The 22122-nt window shown below is 45.4% G+C and carries 22 protein-coding genes; 14 read left to right on the forward strand and 8 right to left on the reverse strand.

Annotated features, from left to right (window positions below):
* Positions 1-110: 110 nt before the first annotated feature.
* Entirely contained in the window at positions 111-686 is a 576-nt protein-coding gene (locus AC2VDX_RS04765) for a DVUA0089 family protein (protein WP_378175848.1), read from the reverse strand.
* A gap of 49 nt (positions 687-735) precedes the next feature.
* Between AC2VDX_RS04765 and AC2VDX_RS04770 the strand changes: the two genes are divergently transcribed.
* A complete protein-coding gene (locus AC2VDX_RS04770; protein WP_378175851.1) occupies positions 736-954 on the forward strand; it encodes a hypothetical protein in 219 nt (72 codons plus the stop codon).
* 448 nt (positions 955-1402) lie between these two features.
* On the opposite strand, the gene AC2VDX_RS04775 is transcribed toward AC2VDX_RS04770, so the two are convergent.
* Positions 1403-1702: a type II toxin-antitoxin system RelE/ParE family toxin gene (locus AC2VDX_RS04775; protein ID WP_378175854.1), complete on the reverse strand. Its 300-nt coding sequence runs from the start codon at positions 1700-1702 to the stop codon at positions 1403-1405.
* Positions 1699-1965, reverse strand: coding sequence for a ribbon-helix-helix domain-containing protein (locus tag AC2VDX_RS04780; RefSeq protein WP_378175857.1), 267 nt, complete (start codon positions 1963-1965; stop codon positions 1699-1701). Before AC2VDX_RS04780 ends, AC2VDX_RS04775 begins: the two co-directional genes overlap by 4 nt.
* Before the next feature lie 480 nt (positions 1966-2445).
* Here AC2VDX_RS04780 and AC2VDX_RS04785 point away from each other — a divergent pair, with 480 nt between their 5' ends.
* The 5 genes from AC2VDX_RS04785 (at position 2446) to AC2VDX_RS04805 (ending at position 6981) form a co-directional block, all read left to right on the forward strand.
* The gene (locus AC2VDX_RS04785; protein WP_378175860.1) at positions 2446-3696 is read left to right on the forward strand and encodes a family 10 glycosylhydrolase; all 1251 of its coding nucleotides are present in this window, start codon (positions 2446-2448) and stop codon (positions 3694-3696) included.
* A 491-nt stretch (positions 3697-4187) separates the two neighbouring features.
* Entirely contained in the window at positions 4188-5048 is an 861-nt protein-coding gene (ypfJ, locus tag AC2VDX_RS04790; RefSeq protein ID WP_378175863.1) for a KPN_02809 family neutral zinc metallopeptidase, read from the forward strand.
* A 160-nt stretch (positions 5049-5208) separates the two neighbouring features.
* Positions 5209-5769: a Uma2 family endonuclease gene (locus AC2VDX_RS04795; RefSeq protein WP_378175924.1), complete on the forward strand. Its 561-nt coding sequence runs from the start codon at positions 5209-5211 to the stop codon at positions 5767-5769.
* Between the two features lie 233 nt (positions 5770-6002).
* The gene (locus tag AC2VDX_RS04800; protein ID WP_378175866.1) at positions 6003-6761 is read left to right on the forward strand and encodes a GNAT family N-acetyltransferase; all 759 of its coding nucleotides are present in this window, start codon (positions 6003-6005) and stop codon (positions 6759-6761) included.
* A complete protein-coding gene (locus tag AC2VDX_RS04805) occupies positions 6727-6981 on the forward strand; it encodes a hypothetical protein (protein ID WP_378175869.1) in 255 nt (84 codons plus the stop codon). Before AC2VDX_RS04800 ends, AC2VDX_RS04805 begins: the two co-directional genes overlap by 35 nt.
* Here AC2VDX_RS04805 and AC2VDX_RS04810 read toward each other — a convergent pair.
* Positions 6939-7931, reverse strand: a complete 993-nt coding sequence (locus AC2VDX_RS04810) for a Rieske 2Fe-2S domain-containing protein (protein WP_378175872.1) — start codon at positions 7929-7931, stop codon at positions 6939-6941. The genes AC2VDX_RS04805 and AC2VDX_RS04810 overlap by 43 nt on opposite strands.
* A 52-nt stretch (positions 7932-7983) precedes the next feature.
* Here AC2VDX_RS04810 and AC2VDX_RS04815 point away from each other — a divergent pair, with 52 nt between their 5' ends.
* Positions 7984-8763 (forward strand): TetR/AcrR family transcriptional regulator, encoded by a 780-nt coding sequence (locus AC2VDX_RS04815; protein WP_378175875.1) that lies wholly within the window; start codon positions 7984-7986, stop codon positions 8761-8763.
* 19 nt (positions 8764-8782) lie between these two features.
* Here the strand turns inward: AC2VDX_RS04815 and AC2VDX_RS04820 are convergent, their stop codons facing one another.
* Positions 8783-8938 carry a hypothetical protein gene (locus tag AC2VDX_RS04820; protein WP_378175878.1) on the reverse strand — a complete coding sequence of 52 codons (156 nt, stop codon included), beginning with the start codon at positions 8936-8938 and terminating at the stop codon, positions 8783-8785.
* A gap of 56 nt (positions 8939-8994) precedes the next feature.
* Here AC2VDX_RS04820 and AC2VDX_RS04825 point away from each other — a divergent pair, with 56 nt between their 5' ends.
* The gene (locus tag AC2VDX_RS04825) at positions 8995-9570 is read left to right on the forward strand and encodes a hypothetical protein (protein ID WP_378175881.1); all 576 of its coding nucleotides are present in this window, start codon (positions 8995-8997) and stop codon (positions 9568-9570) included.
* On the opposite strand, the gene AC2VDX_RS04830 is transcribed toward AC2VDX_RS04825, so the two are convergent.
* Together AC2VDX_RS04830 and AC2VDX_RS04835 are read right to left on the reverse strand one after the other, a co-directional pair.
* The gene (locus AC2VDX_RS04830) at positions 9567-9785 is read right to left on the reverse strand and encodes a hypothetical protein (RefSeq protein WP_378175884.1); all 219 of its coding nucleotides are present in this window, start codon (positions 9783-9785) and stop codon (positions 9567-9569) included. The two genes, AC2VDX_RS04825 and AC2VDX_RS04830, sit on opposite strands and share 4 nt — an antisense overlap.
* Before the next feature lie 64 nt (positions 9786-9849).
* On the reverse strand, positions 9850-12129 hold the full coding sequence (locus AC2VDX_RS04835) for a sensor histidine kinase (protein ID WP_378175887.1): 2280 nt from the start codon (positions 12127-12129) through the stop codon (positions 9850-9852).
* A gap of 690 nt (positions 12130-12819) precedes the next feature.
* Here AC2VDX_RS04835 and speD point away from each other — a divergent pair.
* From speD to AC2VDX_RS04855, 4 genes are all read left to right on the forward strand, one after another.
* A complete protein-coding gene (gene speD / locus AC2VDX_RS04840) occupies positions 12820-13221 on the forward strand; it encodes an adenosylmethionine decarboxylase (RefSeq protein ID WP_378175890.1) in 402 nt (133 codons plus the stop codon).
* Positions 13222-13279: 58 nt separating this feature from the next.
* Positions 13280-14770, forward strand: coding sequence for an SET domain-containing protein-lysine N-methyltransferase (locus AC2VDX_RS04845; protein ID WP_378175893.1), 1491 nt, complete (start codon positions 13280-13282; stop codon positions 14768-14770).
* 33 nt (positions 14771-14803) lie between these two features.
* Positions 14804-15799, forward strand: a complete 996-nt coding sequence (locus AC2VDX_RS04850) for a PDC sensor domain-containing protein (RefSeq protein WP_378175896.1) — start codon at positions 14804-14806, stop codon at positions 15797-15799.
* Positions 15800-16011: 212 nt separating this feature from the next.
* Positions 16012-16422, forward strand: a complete 411-nt coding sequence (locus tag AC2VDX_RS04855) for an EamA family transporter (RefSeq protein WP_378175899.1) — start codon at positions 16012-16014, stop codon at positions 16420-16422.
* A 127-nt stretch (positions 16423-16549) separates the two neighbouring features.
* Here AC2VDX_RS04855 and AC2VDX_RS04860 read toward each other — a convergent pair whose 3' ends face one another.
* Positions 16550-18838, reverse strand: coding sequence for an ATP-binding protein (locus AC2VDX_RS04860; RefSeq protein WP_378175902.1), 2289 nt, complete (start codon positions 18836-18838; stop codon positions 16550-16552).
* Positions 18839-19583: 745 nt separating this feature from the next.
* Between AC2VDX_RS04860 and AC2VDX_RS04865 the strand changes: the two genes are divergently transcribed.
* Positions 19584-21467: a UvrD-helicase domain-containing protein gene (locus AC2VDX_RS04865; RefSeq protein ID WP_486928108.1), complete on the forward strand. Its 1884-nt coding sequence runs from the start codon at positions 19584-19586 to the stop codon at positions 21465-21467.
* Positions 21440-22105, forward strand: coding sequence for a 3'-5' exonuclease (locus AC2VDX_RS04870; RefSeq protein ID WP_378175908.1), 666 nt, complete (start codon positions 21440-21442; stop codon positions 22103-22105). The genes AC2VDX_RS04865 and AC2VDX_RS04870 overlap by 28 nt, the downstream gene beginning before the upstream one ends.
* Positions 22106-22122: the final 17 nt, after the last annotated feature.

Raw genomic sequence — 22122 nt, forward strand, 5'->3', positions numbered from 1 at the left:
TCAATTCGATTACTAATTCATTATCTCAGATTTGGAGATGTTCCAATTCCCTATCAAAATCAAAGAAATCATTTTCGGCTCCCCTCTCGCATTCTCGCTCGCATCATACCCTAATTCAGCAACGCCCGCTTTAATACAGAACCAGCACCTAAACCACCAAGCGCTAATAGACCCAACACAGAACCAGGTTCAGGGACAGAGCTAGTCGGCTGGTTCAGGCTGATAGAGTAACTGCCAGAGCTACTCCCCACCCCCACACTGCCATAAATAGGGCCGGAGGTGGCAAAGTTGGCAAAGGATGAAATTCCTAAAAAGTAGTTACCGGCATCCAGAAACTCGTTAAGAGTGGATCCCAGCGTAAGCTGAGAATCGTCGTTCTGAGCGAGTAGCGTGCCTGAAAAATCAAACAGTTGCAGTATGGTATCGAAGTTTGCACCACCAACTGTTGTAGCGTTGAATAACCCACCACCCCAAGAGAAAGAGAAAAGGTCGGCATCATTGCGTGGAGAGATAGTTCCTTGGATAACATCAATGCCACCGCCAACGTTTTGGGCAGTATTTAAAGTCTGACCTGCATCACCAGATTCAGTAAAAGTGGCAGCCTGTGCCGTTCCCCCTATTCCCAAGAGAAGTGCTGCTCCGGCGGTAGCTATCGATAATTTCTTCAGCAAAGTTGAGGTGGTCATAAAATTCGTTACTCCAAAAAAGTGAATGTTGAGTGTGTGGATAGTGATTGTGAAATTTACTGGTGCGCTGCGCTATCGCTTCACGCCACTTGCAGCAACCCAAGCGAATCCTTCCCTTAACCCCAAAAAGTTCTTGAAGAGTAAGGGCGAACCGACAGGTCGGCGCTTCGCTATCGCCAGAATTCTCTTATCTATAGCAGATGCAAATTATTTGAGTAGAGCTTTAGCTTGCTCTTTAATGTTGAGTTTTTGCTTGATTGCTGACTGAGTAAACTATGCCGTACTTTCCCTAACCGCCGCAATGCTTTTCGCTCATCTTTACCAAAAAATTACATACTTTGGATAGATGTTTTGAGTATAAACACGCGAATTATTTAACCCAATCGCAATCTCTACAAGGCTTTTATCCGTGCCAATACTTAGGAGTTTGACCAGAGATAATCTGAAGTTTATGTAAAGTTTCAGTCAAAACTGGGTTTTTGAAGGCGATAGCGAAGCGCAGAAAAAGTCAGTTCGCACTTGTTGGTACGCAGAGTGCGATAGCAAAGCGCAGAAAAAGTCAGTTCGCTCACAAAGCCTTCCTCAACTTTACTGCTGTATCGTGTGAGGCAAGGGTGAGGTGAACAGCAGGTGCGATAGCGAAGCTCTGACAAGTCAGTTCGCGTCTGCAACAAGGTTTATCATCAGCTACCTTTACAGCTATTGGAGAGAGTGTTTTAATTGGACTCTTCAAAAAGAGATGGGAAGTTGCGACGACCACTCACAACACGCAAAATTTCAACGCCGTCATCCAAAACTCTGTAGAAAATGATATAGCCTTCAAGAGGCAATCCTCGTAAGTCAGCGCGTACTTTTGCGTAGCTTTTACCACTGTTTGGGAAAGAAACTAATTGTTGACACTTACGGTTGAATTCCCGGAAAAATTGCTCACCCGCTTCAATGCTAGTGTCGGCAAAGTAGTCGGCAATCTCATTGAGATCGCGACTAGCGAGGATATTGATAACGTAGCGACTCATTCTTGTGCCTGACGAGCTTGTTGAAACCGTTCTAGAATTTGGTTTACAAAAGTTTCACCGTCAATCGGTGGTGTCTGGTCTGATGCCGAAATTGCCGCGTCAATTTTTTCTCGCACATCTTCCACCCATTCAGTTTCAGCGCGATCGTACTCATCGAGCAAGCGTAGGGCAACTTCAAGAACTTCTTCTGCTGAGTGGTATTTTCCAGCTTGAAGCTTGGTTTGAATAAAGCGCTCTTGGTTGGGTGTGAGGCTGATGCTCATAAAAAACCTCTATCAAGCTATCCACCATTTTAAGTCGAACATGATTGCTTGCGATCGCGCGTTGCGCTGACTTGTCAGTTCGCGCTCTTGCGAACTGTTCCAAAGGGCGATAGCGAAGCGCAGAAAAAGTCAGTTCGCACATAAACCCTCACTCGCCTTTCTAGCGGTATCGTGTGAGGCAAGGGTGAGGTGAACAGCAGGTGCGATAGCGAATTGTCACAAAAACGATAGCTCCAACCGCCTCTGGGAAAGGATTTAGATGAAGGCGATCGCTAATAATTTTTGAGAGATTGCAGACCGTGATTCTACTTACAATACCCTGATGCCTCAGCTTTTCTAATACAACAATTCAAGATTACTGATTGAATGATTCCTGTTAACAATCAATTTTTCAGTAGATATAAATACCTGTAGACTATTAATCGTTAATTCCATCACCTAGCTTGAGCGATCGCTCAAGCTAACTTATCATTAAAGCTTATGAAATTGCATTTTATTCCTAGAGGTTGGTGGCGATCGCTCAAGTATCTCTTGTTACTGTTTCTGGCATCATTCATCACAGTATTGCTGGCTGGCAACCCTATCTGGGCGATCGCGCAAAGCGCAATGCCACCAGAAGCGATCGAGCAAAGCCCAATCCCAGAAGCCACCCCTCAGAAACGTTTTCAAGAAATTCGCGGCGTTTGGATGACCAATAATGACATTGACATCCTCAGAGATCGCCCCAAACTGCAAAATGCTGTGAGTCAACTGGCGCAGCTAAACTTCAACACGATCTATCCTGTAGTGTGGAATTCTGGCTATGCGCTCTACGAGAGTGCCGTAGCACAACGGGAAGACATTCAATCTTCTGCCCGTAAAGGCTTACAGGGACAAGATATCATCGCTGACCTGATTACCCAAGCCCATCGCCAAGGCTTGCTAGTGATTCCCTGGTTTGAGTTCGGTTTCATGGCTCCCCCGATATCGGAACTGACATCAAATCATCCTAATTGGATTACGCAACGGCGGGATGGTAGCCAAACTTGGATTGGCGCTGCTGGTGAGGTTGTGTGGCTCAATCCTTTCCATCCAGAGGTGCAGCAGTTCATCACCGAGTTGGTGCTGGAAATCGTCACTAAATATGATGCCGATGGCATTCAGTTTGACGATCACACCAGTTTGCCCAATGAATTTGGCTACGATCGCTACACGCTTGCCTTGTACAAACAGGAAACTAAGAAAAATGCACCTTCCAATCCCCAAGATCCTGCATGGGTGCTATGGCGTGCAGATAAAATCACGGCATTCATGACACAACTCAACAAAGCTGTAAAACAGAGGAAAGCCAACGCAATTTTCTCTGTTGCTCCTAATCCTTACGTCACTGCTTACAATACTTATCTGCAAGATTGGCTTACTTGGGTGCGACAAGATATTGTGGACGAGTTAATCGTGCAAGTTTATCGTCCCAATCTGCAAAGTTTTCTCGCTCAGCTCACCCGCCCGGAAATTCAAGAAGTGCAACAAAAAATTCCCACCGGAGTTGGTGTCCTTACAGGCTTAAGAAATAAGCCGGTTTCGATTAAACTGATTCAAGCCAAAGTGCGGGCAGCTCGCGATCGCGGCTTGGGTGTAACTTTCTTCTATTATGAAAGCCTTTGGGACGATGCACCAGAAACCATAGCGGAACGGCAATCTAATTTTCAAAGTCTCTTCAACTTCCCGGCTTCCCGCTTTGCGATTAGATAACCTCCCATTTTTTGCGTAGGGGCATGGCACAGAAAAAGCCCCTACAGAACGTGAATGAGTGTAAGTTATTTAATCTACGTTCCTATTGGTTTCCGGAGTTCTCAGGTTAGGGTGCAAACAGGGTTACTTGGCACAGAAGATTCTAAAGTATTTATCTACTCTTTGACCCCGATCTAGCCGGGAGCATCCCGATGACAGGAAATATACGCCCACAGGCTAGAAGCCTGGGGCTAGAAGAACGAAGCCTGATGAGAGCAGGCTTTGTTTGTTTAGCCGCGAATGCGAGTCGTCGGACATTTTTACTTTCATTGGGATGCTCCCGATCTAGCCTTCCCTAAGTAAGACTATTTATCAATTAGAGCCGTCCCTCTGGTAGAGGATCTAGATGAAGGCGATCGCTAATATTTGTAGTGGGTTGTGGAAAGTCTGGGTTAGGTGAAATAACACCTTACTTACTTCTGCTGGGTTGAGTAGTTTGGAGACTTGAAGCTATGCGCTGGGAATTCGGTCGGAAAAGCAGCAACGTTGAGGACAGGCGCGGTGGTGGGGTTTCTGGTCCTTTGGTAGGGGGTGGCATTGGCACAATCGTTCTGGCGGTGATTGTTGCCCTCTTAGGCGGCGATCCTGGTGCGGTGTTGCAGCAAGGACAAGAACAAGCGCCGAGCGATCGCAACTCCACGGAGTCTCCTGGAACACAATCATCTGCTGCAAGCGATCGCATGACTGATTTCGTTTCCGTTGTCTTGGCGGATACGGAAGATACATGGGGTACTCTGTTTCGCCAAAGGGGAGAGAACTATGTCGAGCCTAAGTTAGTTCTCTTCTCAAATGCGGTAGAGTCGGCTTGTGGTTATGCACGAGCGGCAGTTGGGCCGTTTTATTGCCCCGCCGATCAAAAAGTCTACATTGACTTAAGTTTTTATCGGGATTTGAAGTATAAGCTCAACGCACCAGGAGACTTTGCCCAAGCGTATGTAATTGCTCACGAGGTTGGGCATCATGTCCAGAATTTAATGGGCATTTCTGATAAAGTTCGTACATTACAGCGTCAAGTTGGTCGCGCCGAAGCGAATCAACTTTCAGTCAGGTTAGAGTTACAAGCAGACTGTTTTGCTGGTATCTGGGCAAACCATGCGAATCGTTCTCGGCAAATTCTGGAAGCAGGCGACGTTGAAGAGGCGCTGAATGCTGCTAGCAGTATTGGAGACGATCGCTTGCAAAGTCAGTCCACAGGACGTGTTGTCCCGGATTCTTTTACTCACGGTAGTTCAGCGCAGCGAGTCCGCTGGTTCAAGCGGGGTATTCAGACAGGCGAACCTGCACAATGCAACACCTTTGCAGCAAATCCTTAAACATTATCTGGTGTCTGAATTTTAAGTAGGAAGCGATCGCAATCTCCAAAGCGCGATCGCTTGTTTTATTCATGGTTGCGATCGCGCTTCTGTGTGGAGCTTATCGATGGCAAAGACGATAAAATTCTGTCATAGTGGCAATGATACCGAACTCAAGGTGATGACAACAGCGATTCCTTCATCCCTTACCCTCGAAGAATTCCTGAAACTGCCAGAAACTAAGCCTGCCAGTGAATTTATTGGCGGTCGAATTCACCAAAAACCGATGCCTCAAGGCAAACACTCTCGCCTGCAACTTAAATTTTGTGATGCTGTCAATCAAGTTGCAGAAACTCCACGAATTGCCTTAGCGTTTCCAGAATTACGCTGTACATTTGGTGGGCGCTCGATCGTTCCCGATGCTTCTGTATTCCTTTGGGAACGAATTCCTTTTGAAGCGGATAGCGAAGTACCGAATGCTTTTGCAATTTACCCGGATTGGACGGTAGAAATTCTCTCACCCGAACAGAGAGCAACTAAAGTCATTAGTAACATTTTGCACTGCCTGAAATATGGCACTGGGCTTGGATGGTTAATCGATCCAGATGAGCGGTTAATTTTGGCATTTATACCAGGACAAGAACCAGTGGAGTTAACTGGTAGCGATCGCCTACCAATCCCAAAATTCCTCACCTTGGATTTAACCGTCGATCGAGTCTTTGGATGGCTTAGGGTCGGTTGATTGGTACTGAACTCTGCATCATACTCACTTGACACTATACATAAGCGCGATCGCATTTTCACTTGGGCTATTTAGAGCAGTAATTTACACTTACAAAGAATCTGTACCACCAGTGCGGTATAAATTAAGAGTTATGCTGCTTAAATAGTCGGCGGAGGCAGCCTTTCAAAGTTTTTCAGTCTTAAGTTAAAGTCCTAAACCCTTGCCATACACTCCGTAATAAAGGCAGTTTTATGAACTCGCGCATTCAATCATATCTACGAGTTGCAGCGAACCACCAACGCGACACAGAGCGCATAGGTTCGTTTCTCGCCACCTTCACCCCTTCCAATGACAATCCTTTTCTCAACTATGCCATTCCCGATGACCATGCTACACCGTCACCCGCAGACGTGACTGCCCTCATCGCCGCTTATGAAAAACGTTTGCGGAAGCCGCGCTTGGAGTATATCGCGCAGTTAGCGCCTGCTGTCGAAAGGACACTGATCGATTTTGGTTTTCGCGTTGAGGGTCATCTGCCACTGATGACGTGCGCTCCTGGATCAGAACAGATCCTTCCCATACCTCCAGGTATTGAGTTGGTTTTGCCCGCCTCTGATGCCGACTTGCTTTCCATCGTCACAGTTCAGCAAGAAGCTTACGGTGATTTTACACCAGACCCCGCAGCTGTCACCCGTCTCCGAAACAATCTTGCAGCAGGTGGAATCGCTGTCCTCGCTAAGATTGCGGCAACGGGTGAGCCTATCGGGGCGGGTATATGTTCTGTACCGAGCGATCAAACGACAGAGATTGCAGGTATTGGTGTACGTGCTGCCTTCCGCCGTCGAGGTGTGGCAGGAGCGCTCACAACTCGATTGGTACAGGAAGCCTTCGCTGCGGGTATCTCTGTACCCTTCTTAATGGCTGCCCATGAAGCGGAAGCACGGATCTACGCTCGTGCAGGCTTTCAGGCGGTCGGTGAGATTCTACATATCTCGCATTTGCCAGCCTAGATACCGCCGTTCGTGTCGGGAGGCGATCGCAATCTCCAAAGCGCGATCGCAATCTCTTATTCATGGTTGCGATCGCGTAGCTGACAAGAAGCGATCGCGTCTTCACTTGGGCTTGCGATCGCAATGCGGTGATGCTGAAACGAACAGCTACCATAATACTGAAGAAGTATGCGCCGTCTACTTTGAAAGATTAGGTTCCACAACATTTGGGAAGTTTTGAAAATTGCGCCGCACCCAGTCCATACCCACCTCATTATTGAGTTTAATTTTCTGAGGCGTATTCGGATAAATTTTACCCAAAATATCAGCATCTTGATCAACTACCACCTTGCCAAACTTGAGATATGTCCTGCCAAATAGCTTAAAGGCAGGGTGCGTGGCTTGACCAAATAACAAAATGTAAGTCCTTGTGCGGTTCTCGGCTTCTGGGACAAAGATGTGACACTGGGCTACTTTACCTAATGGCATTTCACCATGAAAAATCACAAGAAATGGGAAGTAGTTTTCCAGGTGGGCTTTGAGGGTTGTCGGGAGTAGGAATAAATCGAGTTTTCTCAGCTTTTCTGCCAAGCTGTAAGGGGCGGTAGGCATATCATAAAACGCATGGGAATGATGCCCATTGTCAATGAATTGATGAAATTCCACATTGGTAATCCGGAACAATTCCCGGTGAGTGCCGTTTTGGTGATTATAGTCGTGCATATTCAGCAACATGGTGAGCAAATCAGTCTCTACACTTATATCTGCGGTATGCCCGACAAAGTAGTAGGTGTCTGCAATGTCATTCAGCACTATAGGAATCGGCACTTTCGGCTCGTATCCACCGTAAGACCAGATGAAATTTCCTTGAATTGTTAACTCTAAAGGTTTCAGTTGAGGCAATGTTTTCTTCCCCAATCCCGGCAAAACGGTACATCCTTCTGAATCAAACGGCAAGGCATGAAACGGGCAGACGACAGTACTCGTCCCATCAATATGTGCTTCGCACCATCCTTCTGACAACATTGCTCCCATGTGAGGACAGGCATTTGGCAAGGCATGGATTGCTCCAGCAGCGTCTTTCCACATTACATAATCATTACCATACAGAGAAATTTTCCGAGGTTGGTTTACTACCAACATCGACTTGTGCGCCAACAACCAGGGCGCACCGAAAAGCATAGACTGCATAATGTTCTCCGCTAGAGATAAAATTGTGAGAAATCCGTCGTGTTTTCAGAATATGACAGAAGATTCACATTCGTCAAGAAGTCTGCGCCGTCAACCCAAACAGCAGCGAGGTAAAGAACGGGTCGAAAAAATCTTGGATGCAGCGGCGGCAGTGTTTGACGAGGTGGGCTATGAAGCTGCAACCACCCATCTGATTGCAGCCAAAGCGGGGACGGCGATTGGGTCTGTGTATCAGTTTTTCCCCGATAAAGCTGCCATTTTTAATGCGATGGAATTACGCCATATCGAGCGGGTTAAGACCTTGTGGTCGAGGGCAGATACTCCAGAGATGGTTCGATTACCACTCCGACACATGATTCATGGATTGGTCAGCGCTGTCGCACAGATGTTTGAACAACCTGTGTCACGGGTGGTGTTTGTGCAGTTTTTTATATCCCGCGAGATTTTCCAGTCGATCGATGAAAGCATGACCCAAGAAGCAATTGACTTTATGGCTGGTCTCTTAAAGCAAAGAAATTCGGCATTGAGTAAGGCGCAATGTAGTCTATTGGCAGAGGTTTGCGTTCACAGCAGTAATGCTGTCATTCTGTCGGCACTTCGCAACCCAGAGCAACAGCATCGTCAACAGTTGGTGCAGCAGATTGAGGACTTGTTAGTGTCATATTTAGAGCCGTATGTAGGTGACAAGCGGTTGGGCGATGTAATGAAAGTAATGAAATGTCCGCATTGTCAATCGGAGCAGTTATCTAAAAACGGGTATCGAAGGGGGAAGCAGTGCTATCGCTGTAAGGACTGTGCGAGACAGTTTGTGGAGAATTCCCGCCAGTTATAACCACCGTTCGGTAACAGTATCAATCGCCTTTACGCCACACACCAAAAAGAGCGATCGCAATCCCCAAAGCGCGATCGCTCTCTTTATTCACCGTTGAGCAGGTCTTTGGATAGCTTAGAGTAAGTTGATGAGTGATAAACTCTGCATCAATATCAGCGCTCTCGCCAACAAACATCTACAGTTAAACCCAACCTACGGCAAAATAAAAGGGAGGTCAATTCTGGAGCGGCTATGTCTAAGAGCAAAAAGCACAATCTCCAATGGCTCAAGGAAACCCTAGAGCTAAAAGAAGACCACAACTGGAAATCAAAGCCAGGAAATCGGATCTTCGTAGCAGGACGAGGAGCGTTGCGCTTCGATGTCCCCCAAGATTGGCATTTTGAACCGGATGAGAAGTCATTCCGGTTTTTAGACAAAATGCCACCCAACGATGATGCTCGCTTAGAAGCTTCCTTTAATTTACTGCCCCCTGGTAATTGGGCAGATTTCCCGCTGGTTCCGCTATTAAAGAAGGTGGTTAAAGATGATGAGCGTCAGGCGATCGCGCCAGGGGAAATTATTCAGCTCAAGCGCCAAACTGCCCGCATCGTTTGGACTCAATTCAAATTTATTGACCCTGAAGAAAACCGCGAAGCTTATTCCCGAATCTGTATTGGGCTAGGTTCTGGTGTTCAGTGTCTGATTACTTTTGACTACTGGGTGGACGATGCGGAGCGGATGATTCCCGTATGGGATACAGTTATGGATTCGCTAGTTCTAGGGCTTTATATCCGCGATCCTCGAACCGGACTCGCATTACCCGACTAGAAGTTGGGAAGTACACAAGTGCGTGCAGCAACAGCTCTTCGCGAGCGATCGCCTTCTTGATGAAGCCAGAGCGAACCGACAGGTCGGCGCTTCGCTATCGCACTGGCATTCATACATACAGGACTTACGCAAAGCTTATACATATAGCGTTTTTTCGGGTTCAATCCCCCGGTGGTTGCCCTTACTATGTACTGATGTTGCGTAAGTCCTGACATAGTTATACTGCTTAAGTAATTAGTGAGCTTGCTTACTTCGTCTCGCGTCCGCTGACCTTTGCCATTAGATAGCAGCGCTGACTTGTTGACGAATGGGAATATTTATCGCAAACTCGGTTCCCTCACCAGGAGTGGAGAAACATTCCAATTTGCCGCCATGCTTTTCCGTGACAATTTGATAGCTGATGGACATCCCCATCCCCGTTCCTTTCCCAATCTGCTTAGTTGTGAAGAAGGGATTGAATATCCGTTGCTGAATGTGGCTGGGAATACCAGGACCGTTATCTGCGATCGCTATTTGCACCCATTGCGAATCAATCACTGAAGTGGAAATAGTAATTTGACCAGGATTGTCCTTTCTCTCCTGATACGTCCACTCGGCTTTGGCTTCTTCCAGTGCATCAATCGCATTTACCACAATATTCATCAAGACTTGGTTGAGTTGTCCAGGATAACACTCCACAGGAGGCAAATTGCCATAATCTCGAATCACTGCGATCTCTGGGCGGTCTGGTTTGGGTTTCAGGCGATGTTGCAAGATCAGCAACGTACTTTCAATTCCTTCATGGATATCCACCTCCTTCATGTCCGCTTCATCCAATCGAGAGAACGTCCTTAGTGATTTAACAATTTCTCGAATCCGTTCAGTCCCCAATTTCATGGATGAGAGTAACTTCAACATATCTTGGTTGATAAACTCTAAATCCATATCAACAATTTTGGCTTGAATTGCAGATGTGGGAAGGGGATATTCATGCTGGTAGAGTTGCACTAACTCTAGAAGATTCTGAGCATATTCATCGACAAAGGTGACATTGCCATGAATAAAGTTGACTGGATTATTAATTTCATGCGCTACTCCAGCAACCAATTGTCCCAAACTGGACATTTTTTCGGTCTGAATCACTTGTGCTTGAGTGCGCCGCAAATCAACCAGGGTTTGTGAGAGTTCTGCAGTACGAGCTTCGACTCGATTTTCCAATTCGGCGTTAGTCTGTGCCAGTTCGTTAAAGGAATCTTGTAACTGAGAAGCCATGTGGTTAAAGGAGTGTGCCACCGCATCTAACTCTTTGATGTTGGTAGTTGCAATCGTTTGGTCTAACTGTCCAGTGGCGATCGCTTCGGATGCCAAACTCAACTTTAAGATGGGGCGAGTAATCCAGCGGGATGTGTAAATTCCCAAGATCGTTGCCACTGCCAATGCTCCCAGACACAGGACGATAGTTGTGCGAGTGTTGGCGTTAATTTGGGAATTGAAATCAGATTCCGGCACGGTGACCACCACCAGCCAGTCTAACCCAAAGCGATCGCGCCAGGGAGTGACCTGAATAAACTGATGCTGTCCGTTGAATATCACCTCAAGTTCTTGAGTATTTTGAAGGGTGGTGAAATTCTGGAATTGTTGTTTTAATTTGGCTGCCACGGCGCGAATCAACGGATCTGGGCTTTCTAGGGCATTCAGGCGTTTTGTCTCACCATTGACTTTGTGTACGACTGATTGAGTGCTGGAACTGCCAATCAGCAAGCCATCGCGTTCCATGATAAAAACTTGTCCGGAACGGCTAACTTTCAGGTTGCCCAAGAATTTACTCACATTCGTTAGCAGCAAATCTACCATCAGAAGACCCAACAGATTACCCTTCTGGTCATAAACTGGATATCTAGCGGGGACTGCCACATAGTAATTAAGGCCAATATCAGAAGTGCCGCTTTGGCTTTGTATTGCCTTGCCTGCTTCAGTAATCTGTACCGTGTTCTCAAATGCGTATGTGTAGATAGCAGCCCAGGCTGGCTTACCTATTTTAATGATGTCTTTCACTCCTGGTGGCGATAAAGGATCGGCCTGATAACTCTGCAAAAGGCTTGTCCGGTTTCCCCGTTGATCGGCGATGTAATCCGATGCCACACCGTCTCCAGGGAGATTTTCATAGACCAGGAGATCGACTCCATTGACCCAACGCCCAGCACCTGATTCCCCACCATTCGGTAAAGCATAGCCAATATAGCTAAGCGTTTCAAATGCTCTAGCTTGACTCCAGAAATACTGTTCGCTAGCTTTGGGGTCATTCAGATTTAATCGTCCAGAAGCGATCGCATCTGCATTGATTTGGTTCAACTGCTGTGGTAGTGCCAGATAAGTATCCAGGTGTTCATCAACCTGTTGACTGGCTTTGTCAATCAGTTGATTGGCAAGGTCATTGACCGCTTTCTGTCCGTTTATAAATGAGAGATAGCCAACTAGCCCTACCGCTGCAAATATTTGTAATACAAAGGGAACTATAAGAATCAGCCGCAGGGGAACCTGTTGAGTAGCCTTAGCAGGATAACCAGGTTTGGCATTCATTCGCGTTACTCAGAGAACAAAAAGTTGTACATAATCTTAGAGTTCCCAGATACCTTAATTTACTAACGGCTTTTGAAGAGATCGCTCAAATTTAGGCTGAGTGGCAATACTTTTCGGTTAAGGCTCGATCCCCCCTAACAGAGCTTAAAAAGTGGGAACTTAGCCCCCCCTTTTTAAGGGGGGTAGGGGGTTCTCCGTGGGCAATACATCACTAACCGAGATGTATTGGGCTGAGTAACATTGTCAAGTTAATCATGCAGCAATGCAAAAAGACACCGTTCTCCCCAAACAAAGTCAAGGTGAGGATTCAGGGCTGGCAGCTTAACAAATTGAAATATTGATGAGCTGTTGTGAATTTGGTTGCTGATTTGGGAAGACTATTAATAAGCTCACAAGATTTTCTGCTGCTGGCACTGATAACGCCGCTAGACCGTTAGACCCTGAAAGACTATCCAAATCTCGGATGTGTAGGCTCCCTTTGAGTTCACGTTCCCCAGCACTGGTGCAGTTTGTTGGGTTTCGCTTACGCTCTACCATTCTCTACGTTTTTTCAAGGGTTTCAGGAGTTTTGGATAGTCTTTCAGCCATTAGACCTCAGTGAAGACGTACTTCAAGGTTATTCAGTGCCGGGTGGGGATTTTGGGGCTGATTCAATCAGGGTTATAAAAACAAAGTCGTAGGTAACTAAGTATGGAATTTTGTGGAACTCACCTTCTTGTTGAATTCAGTGATTGCCGTAACACAGAGCTTCTGAATGATGTAGACAAAATAGAAGAACTGATGCGAGAAGGATTGAAAGTAGCCGACTTTACATTAGTGCAACTATTCAGTCATAAATTTTATCCAATTGGGGTAACTTCAGTGGCGATCGTTAGTGAATCTCATGTTTCTATCCATACTTATCCTGAGACAGGTCATGCCTCAATTGATATCTTTCATTGTTCCGATGGTTCACTTCAAGTGTTACGCCTGATGGACTATCTAAAGCTTCACTTTGAGCCATCTCAGTTTTCCTATGCTGAGGCTACACGAGGTCGCAATTTAAAAGTCTCAGCAAGCACTTCAGCTTGTTTGCTTCGCTGTGTAGCTTAGCAGTCAAGTAACGCCAATTAGAACTCCACAACTAAAACAACTCTCTGAGATTTCCAACATGAAAGTATGCGTTCTGCAACCTGACTATTCTCAATCGACGGTAAACTTTGAACCATACACTTCACTGAGTTATTTCCCCAATCTAAAGCCAGAAGACGAAGTAGAGTCTGTAGTCCTCAATAAAGCAACAATCTATCGTCAGTTAAAAGAGTTGAAGAAAGGGGGTTACGATATCTTTGTCAATCTTTGTCGAGGTTATAGACATTGGGATGTTCCTTCTTGCCATGAAGTAATGAGCGCATTGGAGGCTCTGAACCTTCCCTACACAGGTTCTGCCGCAACTTTGTATGATTCTCCTAAGCAGGAAATGAAGCATATTGCTTATTTTGCAGGAGTTGATACGCCAGCATTTTGGGTTGCCCAAACGCTGACTGATGTAGAGAATGCCGCTGTCGAACTAAATTTTCCTTTGTTTGTCAAACCAGCAGCATCCGGAGATGGTCTGGGAATTGATGCGCGATCGCATATAACTACAAAAGAGGCTCTGTTAAGCAAAGCTACTGAGCTAATTGCTGACTTTGACACCATCCTGATTGAAGAGTACATCGCTGGACGCGAGTTCACAGTGCTTTTGGTTGCTAACCCAGACGATGCTTGTTCGCCTATTGTCTATCAACCGATCGAGTTTGTGCCGCCGAAAGATGAGCATTTTCCAGCCTACGATCTAAAACTCCGTCAAAGTCACCCAGAATGGTATGTTCCTTGTGACGATCCGCAGCTTGAGTTAAGTTTGCGAGATGCGGCTAGACGACTATTTTTAGAAATGAATCAGGGTGGTTATGCTTCGATTGACTTGAGAGTTGACGAGAATGGAGAAATCTTTTTCCTAGAAGTTAATTCCCCTTGCGCTGTTTTTGGTACTCAGGGTTATGAAACGGTAGCAGATTATATTCTGAAGTTTGATCCAGCAGGTCACGCTGGATTTTTTAACCAGATAATTGCAGAGGGAATTACCGGACACCAGCGCCGTCAAAAGAAATATCGCGTAGGCAAAAGCGCGATCGCAACCTATGGCATTTTTGCGACTCAGGATTTCAAAACTGGCGATGCGATCGTGCCAGGAGAAGCAAGAACACAGCGCATTGTGACCCGTTCTCACGTTCAATCTCGCTGGACTGAAGCAGAGCAAGCATCTCTGTTGCGTTATATTTATCCTTTAGGTGAAGATATTCTGGTTTTGCGTGACTCAAATCCAGGGAACTGGATATTACAAAACCACTCTTGTGACCCCAACACCGGGTATCAAGGACTCGATCTGATGGCGCTACAGGATATCAAAGCGGGTGAGGAATTGACCGTAGACTTTGCTGCATTCTGTGGTGAAGATATGGAGGGATTTCAGTGTATGTGTGGATCTCCTAAATGTCGCGGAGACATTCAATTTGCATCTTGTTGCAAACCGGGAAAAAATTCCACCTATTCCCTAAATCTAATGCAGACAGAAATGCTTGCACAACGGGTATTGGAAGCTTCCACTCAGCCTTCATAGTTGTCAATTAGACTAACAAAATTCTGTATGCAAATGACAGATCAACATCAAACAAACTCAGACAAAGTGGAATTGACCGAGGCAGTCCATAACTTGGCATATCGATTAATCAGCCAAGCTGGTCAGCGGGTCAGCGAACGGTTGACTGCGTATATGGCGCTACCCCACCAACTGAATCAACTGAATGCAGAGATAGTTGCTGCGGGTCAACTGGATCTCAACAATGCGATCGCTAGCGAACAGCATTTATGGAGGCTTGCTAAAATCTTTCCCAGTATTAGCTACATCGGTTTTGCCTTAACTGACGGTAGTAAAGAATCAGGCGCTGGAAGATGGATCGAGAGAACACAATTGTCGGTTTACGAAAATCGGAATTTTCAAGGCTGCGATTATGCAACCGATGAGCAGGGAAACCGCACTCATCTGATCCAAAGCTATGATTATGATGCCCTGTCGCAGTCTTGGCATAAACAGGCGCTTGAGGCAGGAAAACCGATTTGGACGCACATCTTTACGGCTGATATTGATGATGTAGAGGTTGCTGACGAAGAGTCTGTGCAACCTGAAGATACCTCCTCTAATGTCGGTTATCAGAATTATGTGGCGGTTAATGCCGAACGTCCACTCTATGACAAAGATGGCAAGCTATTTGGGTTGGCAATTGTTGATGTGCTACTAAGCGAAATCAGCAAGTTTCTGGGTACCCTGAAAGTTACTCCTTCTGGACAAGTTTTTATCATAGAGCGCGATGGAATGTTGGTGGGTAGTGCTGATGAGCATTCCATTGTGCATAGAGTGGATGGCAGACTGGAACGGTTTAATGCTCTCAACACGCCAAATCTAGCGATTCGTTCTATTGCTGAAGAGTTGCAAAAACGGTTTAACAACTTTCAAACGATTCAGGACAGTCAACAGTTTGATTTCTCCTTAAACGGCGAACATCAGTTTATTTATGTAACTCCTTGGCAGGAGGAATATGGATTGAACTGGCTTGTGGTTGTTGGCGTACCTAAATCTGATTTGATTTGATTGCGGATAGCCATTCTGCTTTAATGTGAGCAGGAACATTTGTAGAGACGTGCCATGCGCTTCTCTACAAATAATAAAAGCAGGACTTACGCAAAGCTTATACATATAGCGTTTTTTCGGGTTCAATCCCTCTGTGGTTGCCCCCAAATGTGGTGATGTTGCGTAAGTCCTGAAAAGGGTTAATTATTGTTTGAAGGCGAGGTTATTAAACAATGCAAGGCTGGATATTACCAACATTAGGCGCTTTAATCGTATGGGGATTTTGGGGGTTTATTCCTAAACTGACCACGACCTATTTGGAACCAAAAAGTGCGATTGTTTACGAAGTAGTGGGCGCTTTAATATTAGGGGTAATCGTCCTCGTTTCTTCGCGATTCCAACTGGACGTACATCCAAAAGGTATTGCCTTTGCTATAACCACGGGGATGCTGGGTTTTATAGGTGCTTTTTGCTTCCTTCAAGCAGTTTCCAAAGGTCCAGTCACTTTGGTGGCAACGATGTCTGCCCTTTACCCCGTTATCAGCATCCTTCTGGCGGTATTTATATTGCATGAATCAGTCACACTCCAGCAGAGCGTAGGAATTGCGCTGGCTATTTTAGCAATGATTCTAGTGACTGCTTAGGGATTTATCAAAATAGCTAGTTGTAACGGGTCTTTGAGTTAGTTATTAATAGAAGGCGGTAATTTTAAGTTAATTGTTAGAACGCGATCGCAAAGCGGGGCGGATACCCTCTGGAGCTTCCCACAGCCTACGCCAACGCCCCCTTTAGGGGTTTAAGAGTTTGGCTAATGGGTATCTCCATTGCAAATTCTGCTCCTTGTCCCGGTGTGGAATGACAATTCAATTTCCCGCCATGTTTTTCGGTCACAACTTGATAACTGATGGAGAGTCCTAAACCAGTCCCTTTGCCAATCGGCTTGGTGGTGAAGAACGGATCAAAAAGTTTGGTTCGCACATCCTCCGCCATTCCTAGACCGTTATCCGCTATGCGAACAATCACCCCCTTAGAATGACTTAGTTCAGTGGAAATGCGAATGATACTTGGATTACCTACAATCTCTTCAAAGGTACGTTCCCGATCGTATTCATGCAAGGCATCGATTGCATTTGACAGCACGTTCATGAACACCTGGTTGAGTTGTCCCGGATAGCATTCTACCAACGGCAGTTGGCTATAGTCTTTAATGACTTGAATACCTGGATGATCGGGAGTTTGTTTCAAGCGGTTGAATAAGATTAGTAATGTGCTATCTAATCCTTCATGAATATCCACCTCTTTGAATTCTGCTTCATCTAGACGGGAAAAGTTGCGGAGAGATTTGACAATTTCCCGAATGCGCTCGGCTCCTACTCGCATTGAGGTCAGCAACTTGGGAAAATCTTGTCTGAGAAAGTCGAGGTCGATCTCTTCAATCTGATCTTGAATGTTTGCAGTGGAATTGGGATATTGCTGCTGGTAAATATCTACCAGATTCAGCAAGTTTTGAGCATATTTTTCTGTATATATTAAATTGCCATGAATAAAGTTGACCGGATTATTAATTTCATGCGCTACTCCAGCAACCAATTGTCCCAAACTGGACATTTTTTCGGTCTGAATCAGTTGTATTTGAGTGCGCCGCAAATCAACCAGGGTTTGTGAGAGTTCTGCAGTACGAGCTTCGACTCGATTTTCCAATTCGGCGTTAGTCTGTGCCAGTTCGTTAAAGGAATCTTGTAACTGAGAAGCCATGTGGTTAAAGGAGTGTGCCACTGCATCTAACTCTTTGATGTTGGTAGTTGCAATCGTTTGGTCTAACTGTCCGATGGCAATGGCTTCGGATGCCAAACTCAACTTTAAGATGGGGCGAGTAATCCAGCGTGATGTGTAGATTCCCAAGAGCGTTGCCACTGCCAATGCTCCCAGACACAGGACGATAGTTGTGCGAGTGTTGGCGTTAATTTGGGAATTGAAATCAGATTCCGGCACGGTGACCACCACCAGCCAGTCTAAACCAAAGCCATCGCGCCAAGGAGTGACCTGAATAAACTGACGCTGCCCGTTGAATATCACCTCAATTTCTTGAGTATTTTGAAGGGTTTTGAAATTATTAAATTGTTTTTTTAATTTTTCTGCCACAGCGCGAATCAACGGATCTGAGCTTTCTAGCGCACTAAACCGACTTGTTTTGCCATCGACTTTGTGTACTACTGGTTTAGTGCTGGAACTGCCAATCAGCAAGCCATCGCGTTCCATGATAAAAACTTGTCCGGAAGGGCTAACTTTCAGGTTGCGAAGAAATTCACTCACATTCGTTAGCAGCAAATCTACCATCAGAAGACCCAACAGATTACCCTTCTGGTCATAAACTGGATATCTAGCCGGGACTGCGACATAGTAATTGATCCCAACATTGGAAACTGGGTTTTGGCTTTCCAGTGCCTTGCCTGCTTCAGCCATTTCTACAGTGCTTGTCTCAAACGTAGAGATTCCAGACCAGCCTGGTCTACGTGTTCTCAGCACTTGTTTATTCCAAAGGTTCGCTAACGGATCGTTTTGATAGCTTTGCACAAGACTGACACGATTTCCCTGCTCGTCAGCGAGATAGTCTGATGCCAGACCGCCTCTGCGGGGATTTTCATAGACAAGAAGATCGACTCCATTGACCCAACGCCCCGCGCCTGATTCTCTGCCATCCGGTAAGGCGCAGCCAATGTAGCTAAGATTTTTAAAAGCTCTGGCTTGACTCCAGAAATACTGCTCACTAGCTTTGGGGTTATTCAGATTTAATCGTCCAGAAGCGATCGCATCTGCATTGATTTGGTTCAACTGCTGTGGTAGTGCCAGATAAGTATCCAAGTGTTCGTCAACCTGTTGACTGGCTTTGTCAATTAGTTGATTGGCTAGGTCATTGACTGCTTTCTGCCCGTTTATAAATGAGAGATAGCCAACTAATCCTACCGCTGCAAATATTTGTAATAAAAAGGGAACTATAAGAATCAGACGCAGGGGGAACTGTTGAGTATTCTTAGCAGGACGATCTGTTTTGATGTTCAAGGGGGTCGCTCAACCGAAAGTTTGAAGTAAGTACACAAAGGTATTGCATCTTACCTTATAGTTCCCGAATGGAGTGGAAAAATACCATCTGAGCTTAAGTTTCAGTAGAAAAGCTTAAACGATAGCGATCGCAGCTTAATTCAAGCCCAGTTGTCAGAATTGCCTGGTTTCGTTTCAGTCTGCGATTAAGCAGCCTCGCTTGCGATAGCGAAGCGCAGAAAAAGTCAGTTCGCGCTGGTGTCTGCGTGCAGCAAAAGCTAAACGATGCGATCGCCCTTAGTAATCATCAGTCCTGGGTGAGGGTGTAGTTGAGAGGTTGTCCGTGGGAGGCGATCTCGTTTGAAGTCGGTGTTAGACCTGATCACTCTGCGGGAAAACTAGAAATAGGCGTTCAAGTCGCTGCAAGACTCAAAGCTTTTCCCAACGGATAGCGTATTACAATGCAGGTTCATTTATGAATAGCTGTTCATCGATTGACAATGTTCAAAGTTTTGTTAAAGCCATTGGCGATAACCCTGTAGCATGGAAACTTCTTCTTAAAAGACAAGTTACACACTTTTCAATGGGGACAGGAATAGTATCCTCCGTGAGACATACTACCCTGACCATAAACTACTTAAGCTTCCCATTGAACAATTGTAAATATGAAAAAATACTATTTCTTAAAGAATTTGGAAAGATAAATCCACCTATTCCGCTTGGAGAAATTCTTAAATTAACACAACCGGAACAGCTATCAGAAAAATTGGCTTTGCTTAAGAGCCTGAATAATTATTTTGAACAAAACTTTCTCAATGCTTACAGCTTTTATCAAGCTAATTATTCTAAGCATATATCGCTTCAGGAGTATCAAACTGAAAAGTCGAATTATGTGCAATCTTGGGTAAAAAATCACTTGAACTCCAAGCCTGATCTTGAACAAGCAGCAGCTATTGGTGCAGTTGAAAGTCATGTTCAAGTAGTGGCTAGGGCTGGGAGTGGTAAAACCTCTACTTTGGTCAACCGAGCTTTGTTTTTACAGAAACATTGCGGCATCGCACCCGATGAGATGTTGTTGTTAGCCTTCAATCGTAAAGCAGCAGAGGAAATACGAGAGCGCCTCGCCAAGCAGCTACAAGGTTCTATTCCTCATGTAATGACCTTTCACGCATTAGCCTACGCTTTGGTTCATCCTGAAGAAAGCCTACTTTTTGACGAACCAAATGGTGAACAAAGTAAAAGCCGCGCCCTACAGTCTGTAATTGACGACTACCTACGCGACCCAGATTACCGCGAAGAAATTCGTGTTTTGATGATGGCGCACTTTCGTGAAGACTGGGAGCGCATCGCTTCGGGGGGCTACGACAAAAGTCCTGAAGAGATGCTGCGTTACCGCCGCTCATTGCCAAGAGAAGGACTTGATGGAACATACCTTAAATCTTTTGGCGAGAAGGTCATTGCTGACTTCCTATTTGAACACAATATCAAATATAAATACGAGCGTAATTTTTGGGGGGGTGGAATCAATTACCGCCCTGACTTTACAATTTTTACTGGAGACAACCAAGGGATAGTTCTAGAATATTTCGGACTCGAAGGCGATCCAGATTATGATGCAATGTCCGCTAAAAAGCGACTGTATTGGCAAAATAATTCTAACTGGCGTTTACTTGAACTCTCTCCAAGTTCTTTAAAGCATGAAGGCGTGGAAGGTTTTTGTACTTTGTTAAAGCGCTCTATTGAAGATTTCGGAATTACTTGCGATCGCTTGAGCGAAGAAGAAATTTGGTTGCGAATCAAAGACCGCGCTATAGACCGATTTACTAAGGCAGTAGTGGGATTCATCCAGCGATGCCGCAAACTGTCCCTCACCTCAGAAAAGTTAGCCATAATCGTTGATACTCATAGCTGTGCTAACAGTATCGAGCAACGTTTTTTGGGGCTTGCACAAACATTTTATAAGTCCTATCTGGAACGTCTTAAGGCAACAGGCGAGGACGATTTTGATGGACTGATGCAAAGAGCCGCTGAGATCGTTGCATCAGGAAAAACTGTATTTCGCCGTAAATCTGGCGTTGGAGATTTGAAGCATCTGCGATACGTGTTCATTGATGAATATCAAGACTTCTCAGAACTATTTCACAATTTAATAGAAGCAATTCGAGAACAGAATCCTCAAGCGCTCTTTTTCTGTGTTGGAGATGACTGGCAAGCAATCAATGGCTTCGCTGGTTCTGACCTCCGGTTTTATCAAAATTTCGCGCAATTTTTTCAGCCATCGCGCAAACTAAACATAGCTACCAATTACCGCTCGGCGACTTCGATTGTCGATATCAGCAATACATTGATGCAGGGATTAGGTACTCCTGCCCGCGCTCATAAGAGCATATTAGGAGTCGTTGAGATTGCCGATCTAGGAACTTTTCAGCCAACCCAAAAAGAGTTAGAAGATCATCCAGGAGATACCTTAACACCTGCCGTATTACGCCTAGTGGACAAGGCTATTCAGGAAGACAAAGACATTGTTTTGCTCAGTCGCAAGAACAGTTTACCGTGGTATGTGAATTACAGAGAGCGCCGGAATAAGTCGAGGATGGCGTACTCGATAGTTTTCTACAACAAGTGCGATCCTATCTACCTGAAAACTTAAGGCACAAGGTAACTATATCGACAGCTCACAAGTACAAAGGTCTAGAAAAAAAGGTAGTCATCATACTAGATGCTGTCCCTCGGTGTTACCCCTTACTCCATCCCGACTTGATGCTTTCTCGTGTTTTTGGTGATAGTATTCAGAAGGTGTTTGACGAGGAACGCCGTCTTTTCTACGTTGCATTAACTCGTGAAGTAGAGCATTTGTTTATCCTCACTGAAACGAACAACGTATCGCCTTTTCTTGAAGAATTGAGGAGCAGAAAAACCATTTCTTCAGTGAATTGGTCTAATTATCAGTCTTTGGTTGGGTCGGTAAAACACCTCACTATCAAGGTAGGGAACCAAGCGGGACGGAATGGAAACGGTACTTACGCGATCAGAGACTTGCTCAAGGCTGAAGGCTATCGCTGGAGAACAACTGGATGGTGTGCTTGGTGTCGCACCTATCCAGCACAAAACTTCTCATTACAACAATTTTTTGATGACGCTGAGTGGATTTCTCGTGCTGTTGGAATTGAGGTGCGGTTTTATGACGATTTTGAGAAGATGCTGGCGACCTATCGGGTTAACGGAGGTCAGTTGACTTGCGTCGTTGACAATATTCCAAATCTCGAATTTGACGATATCCTGTTTTAGACCATGAGGGTGCGATT

Source organism: Coleofasciculus sp. H7-1, assembly GCF_057473865.1.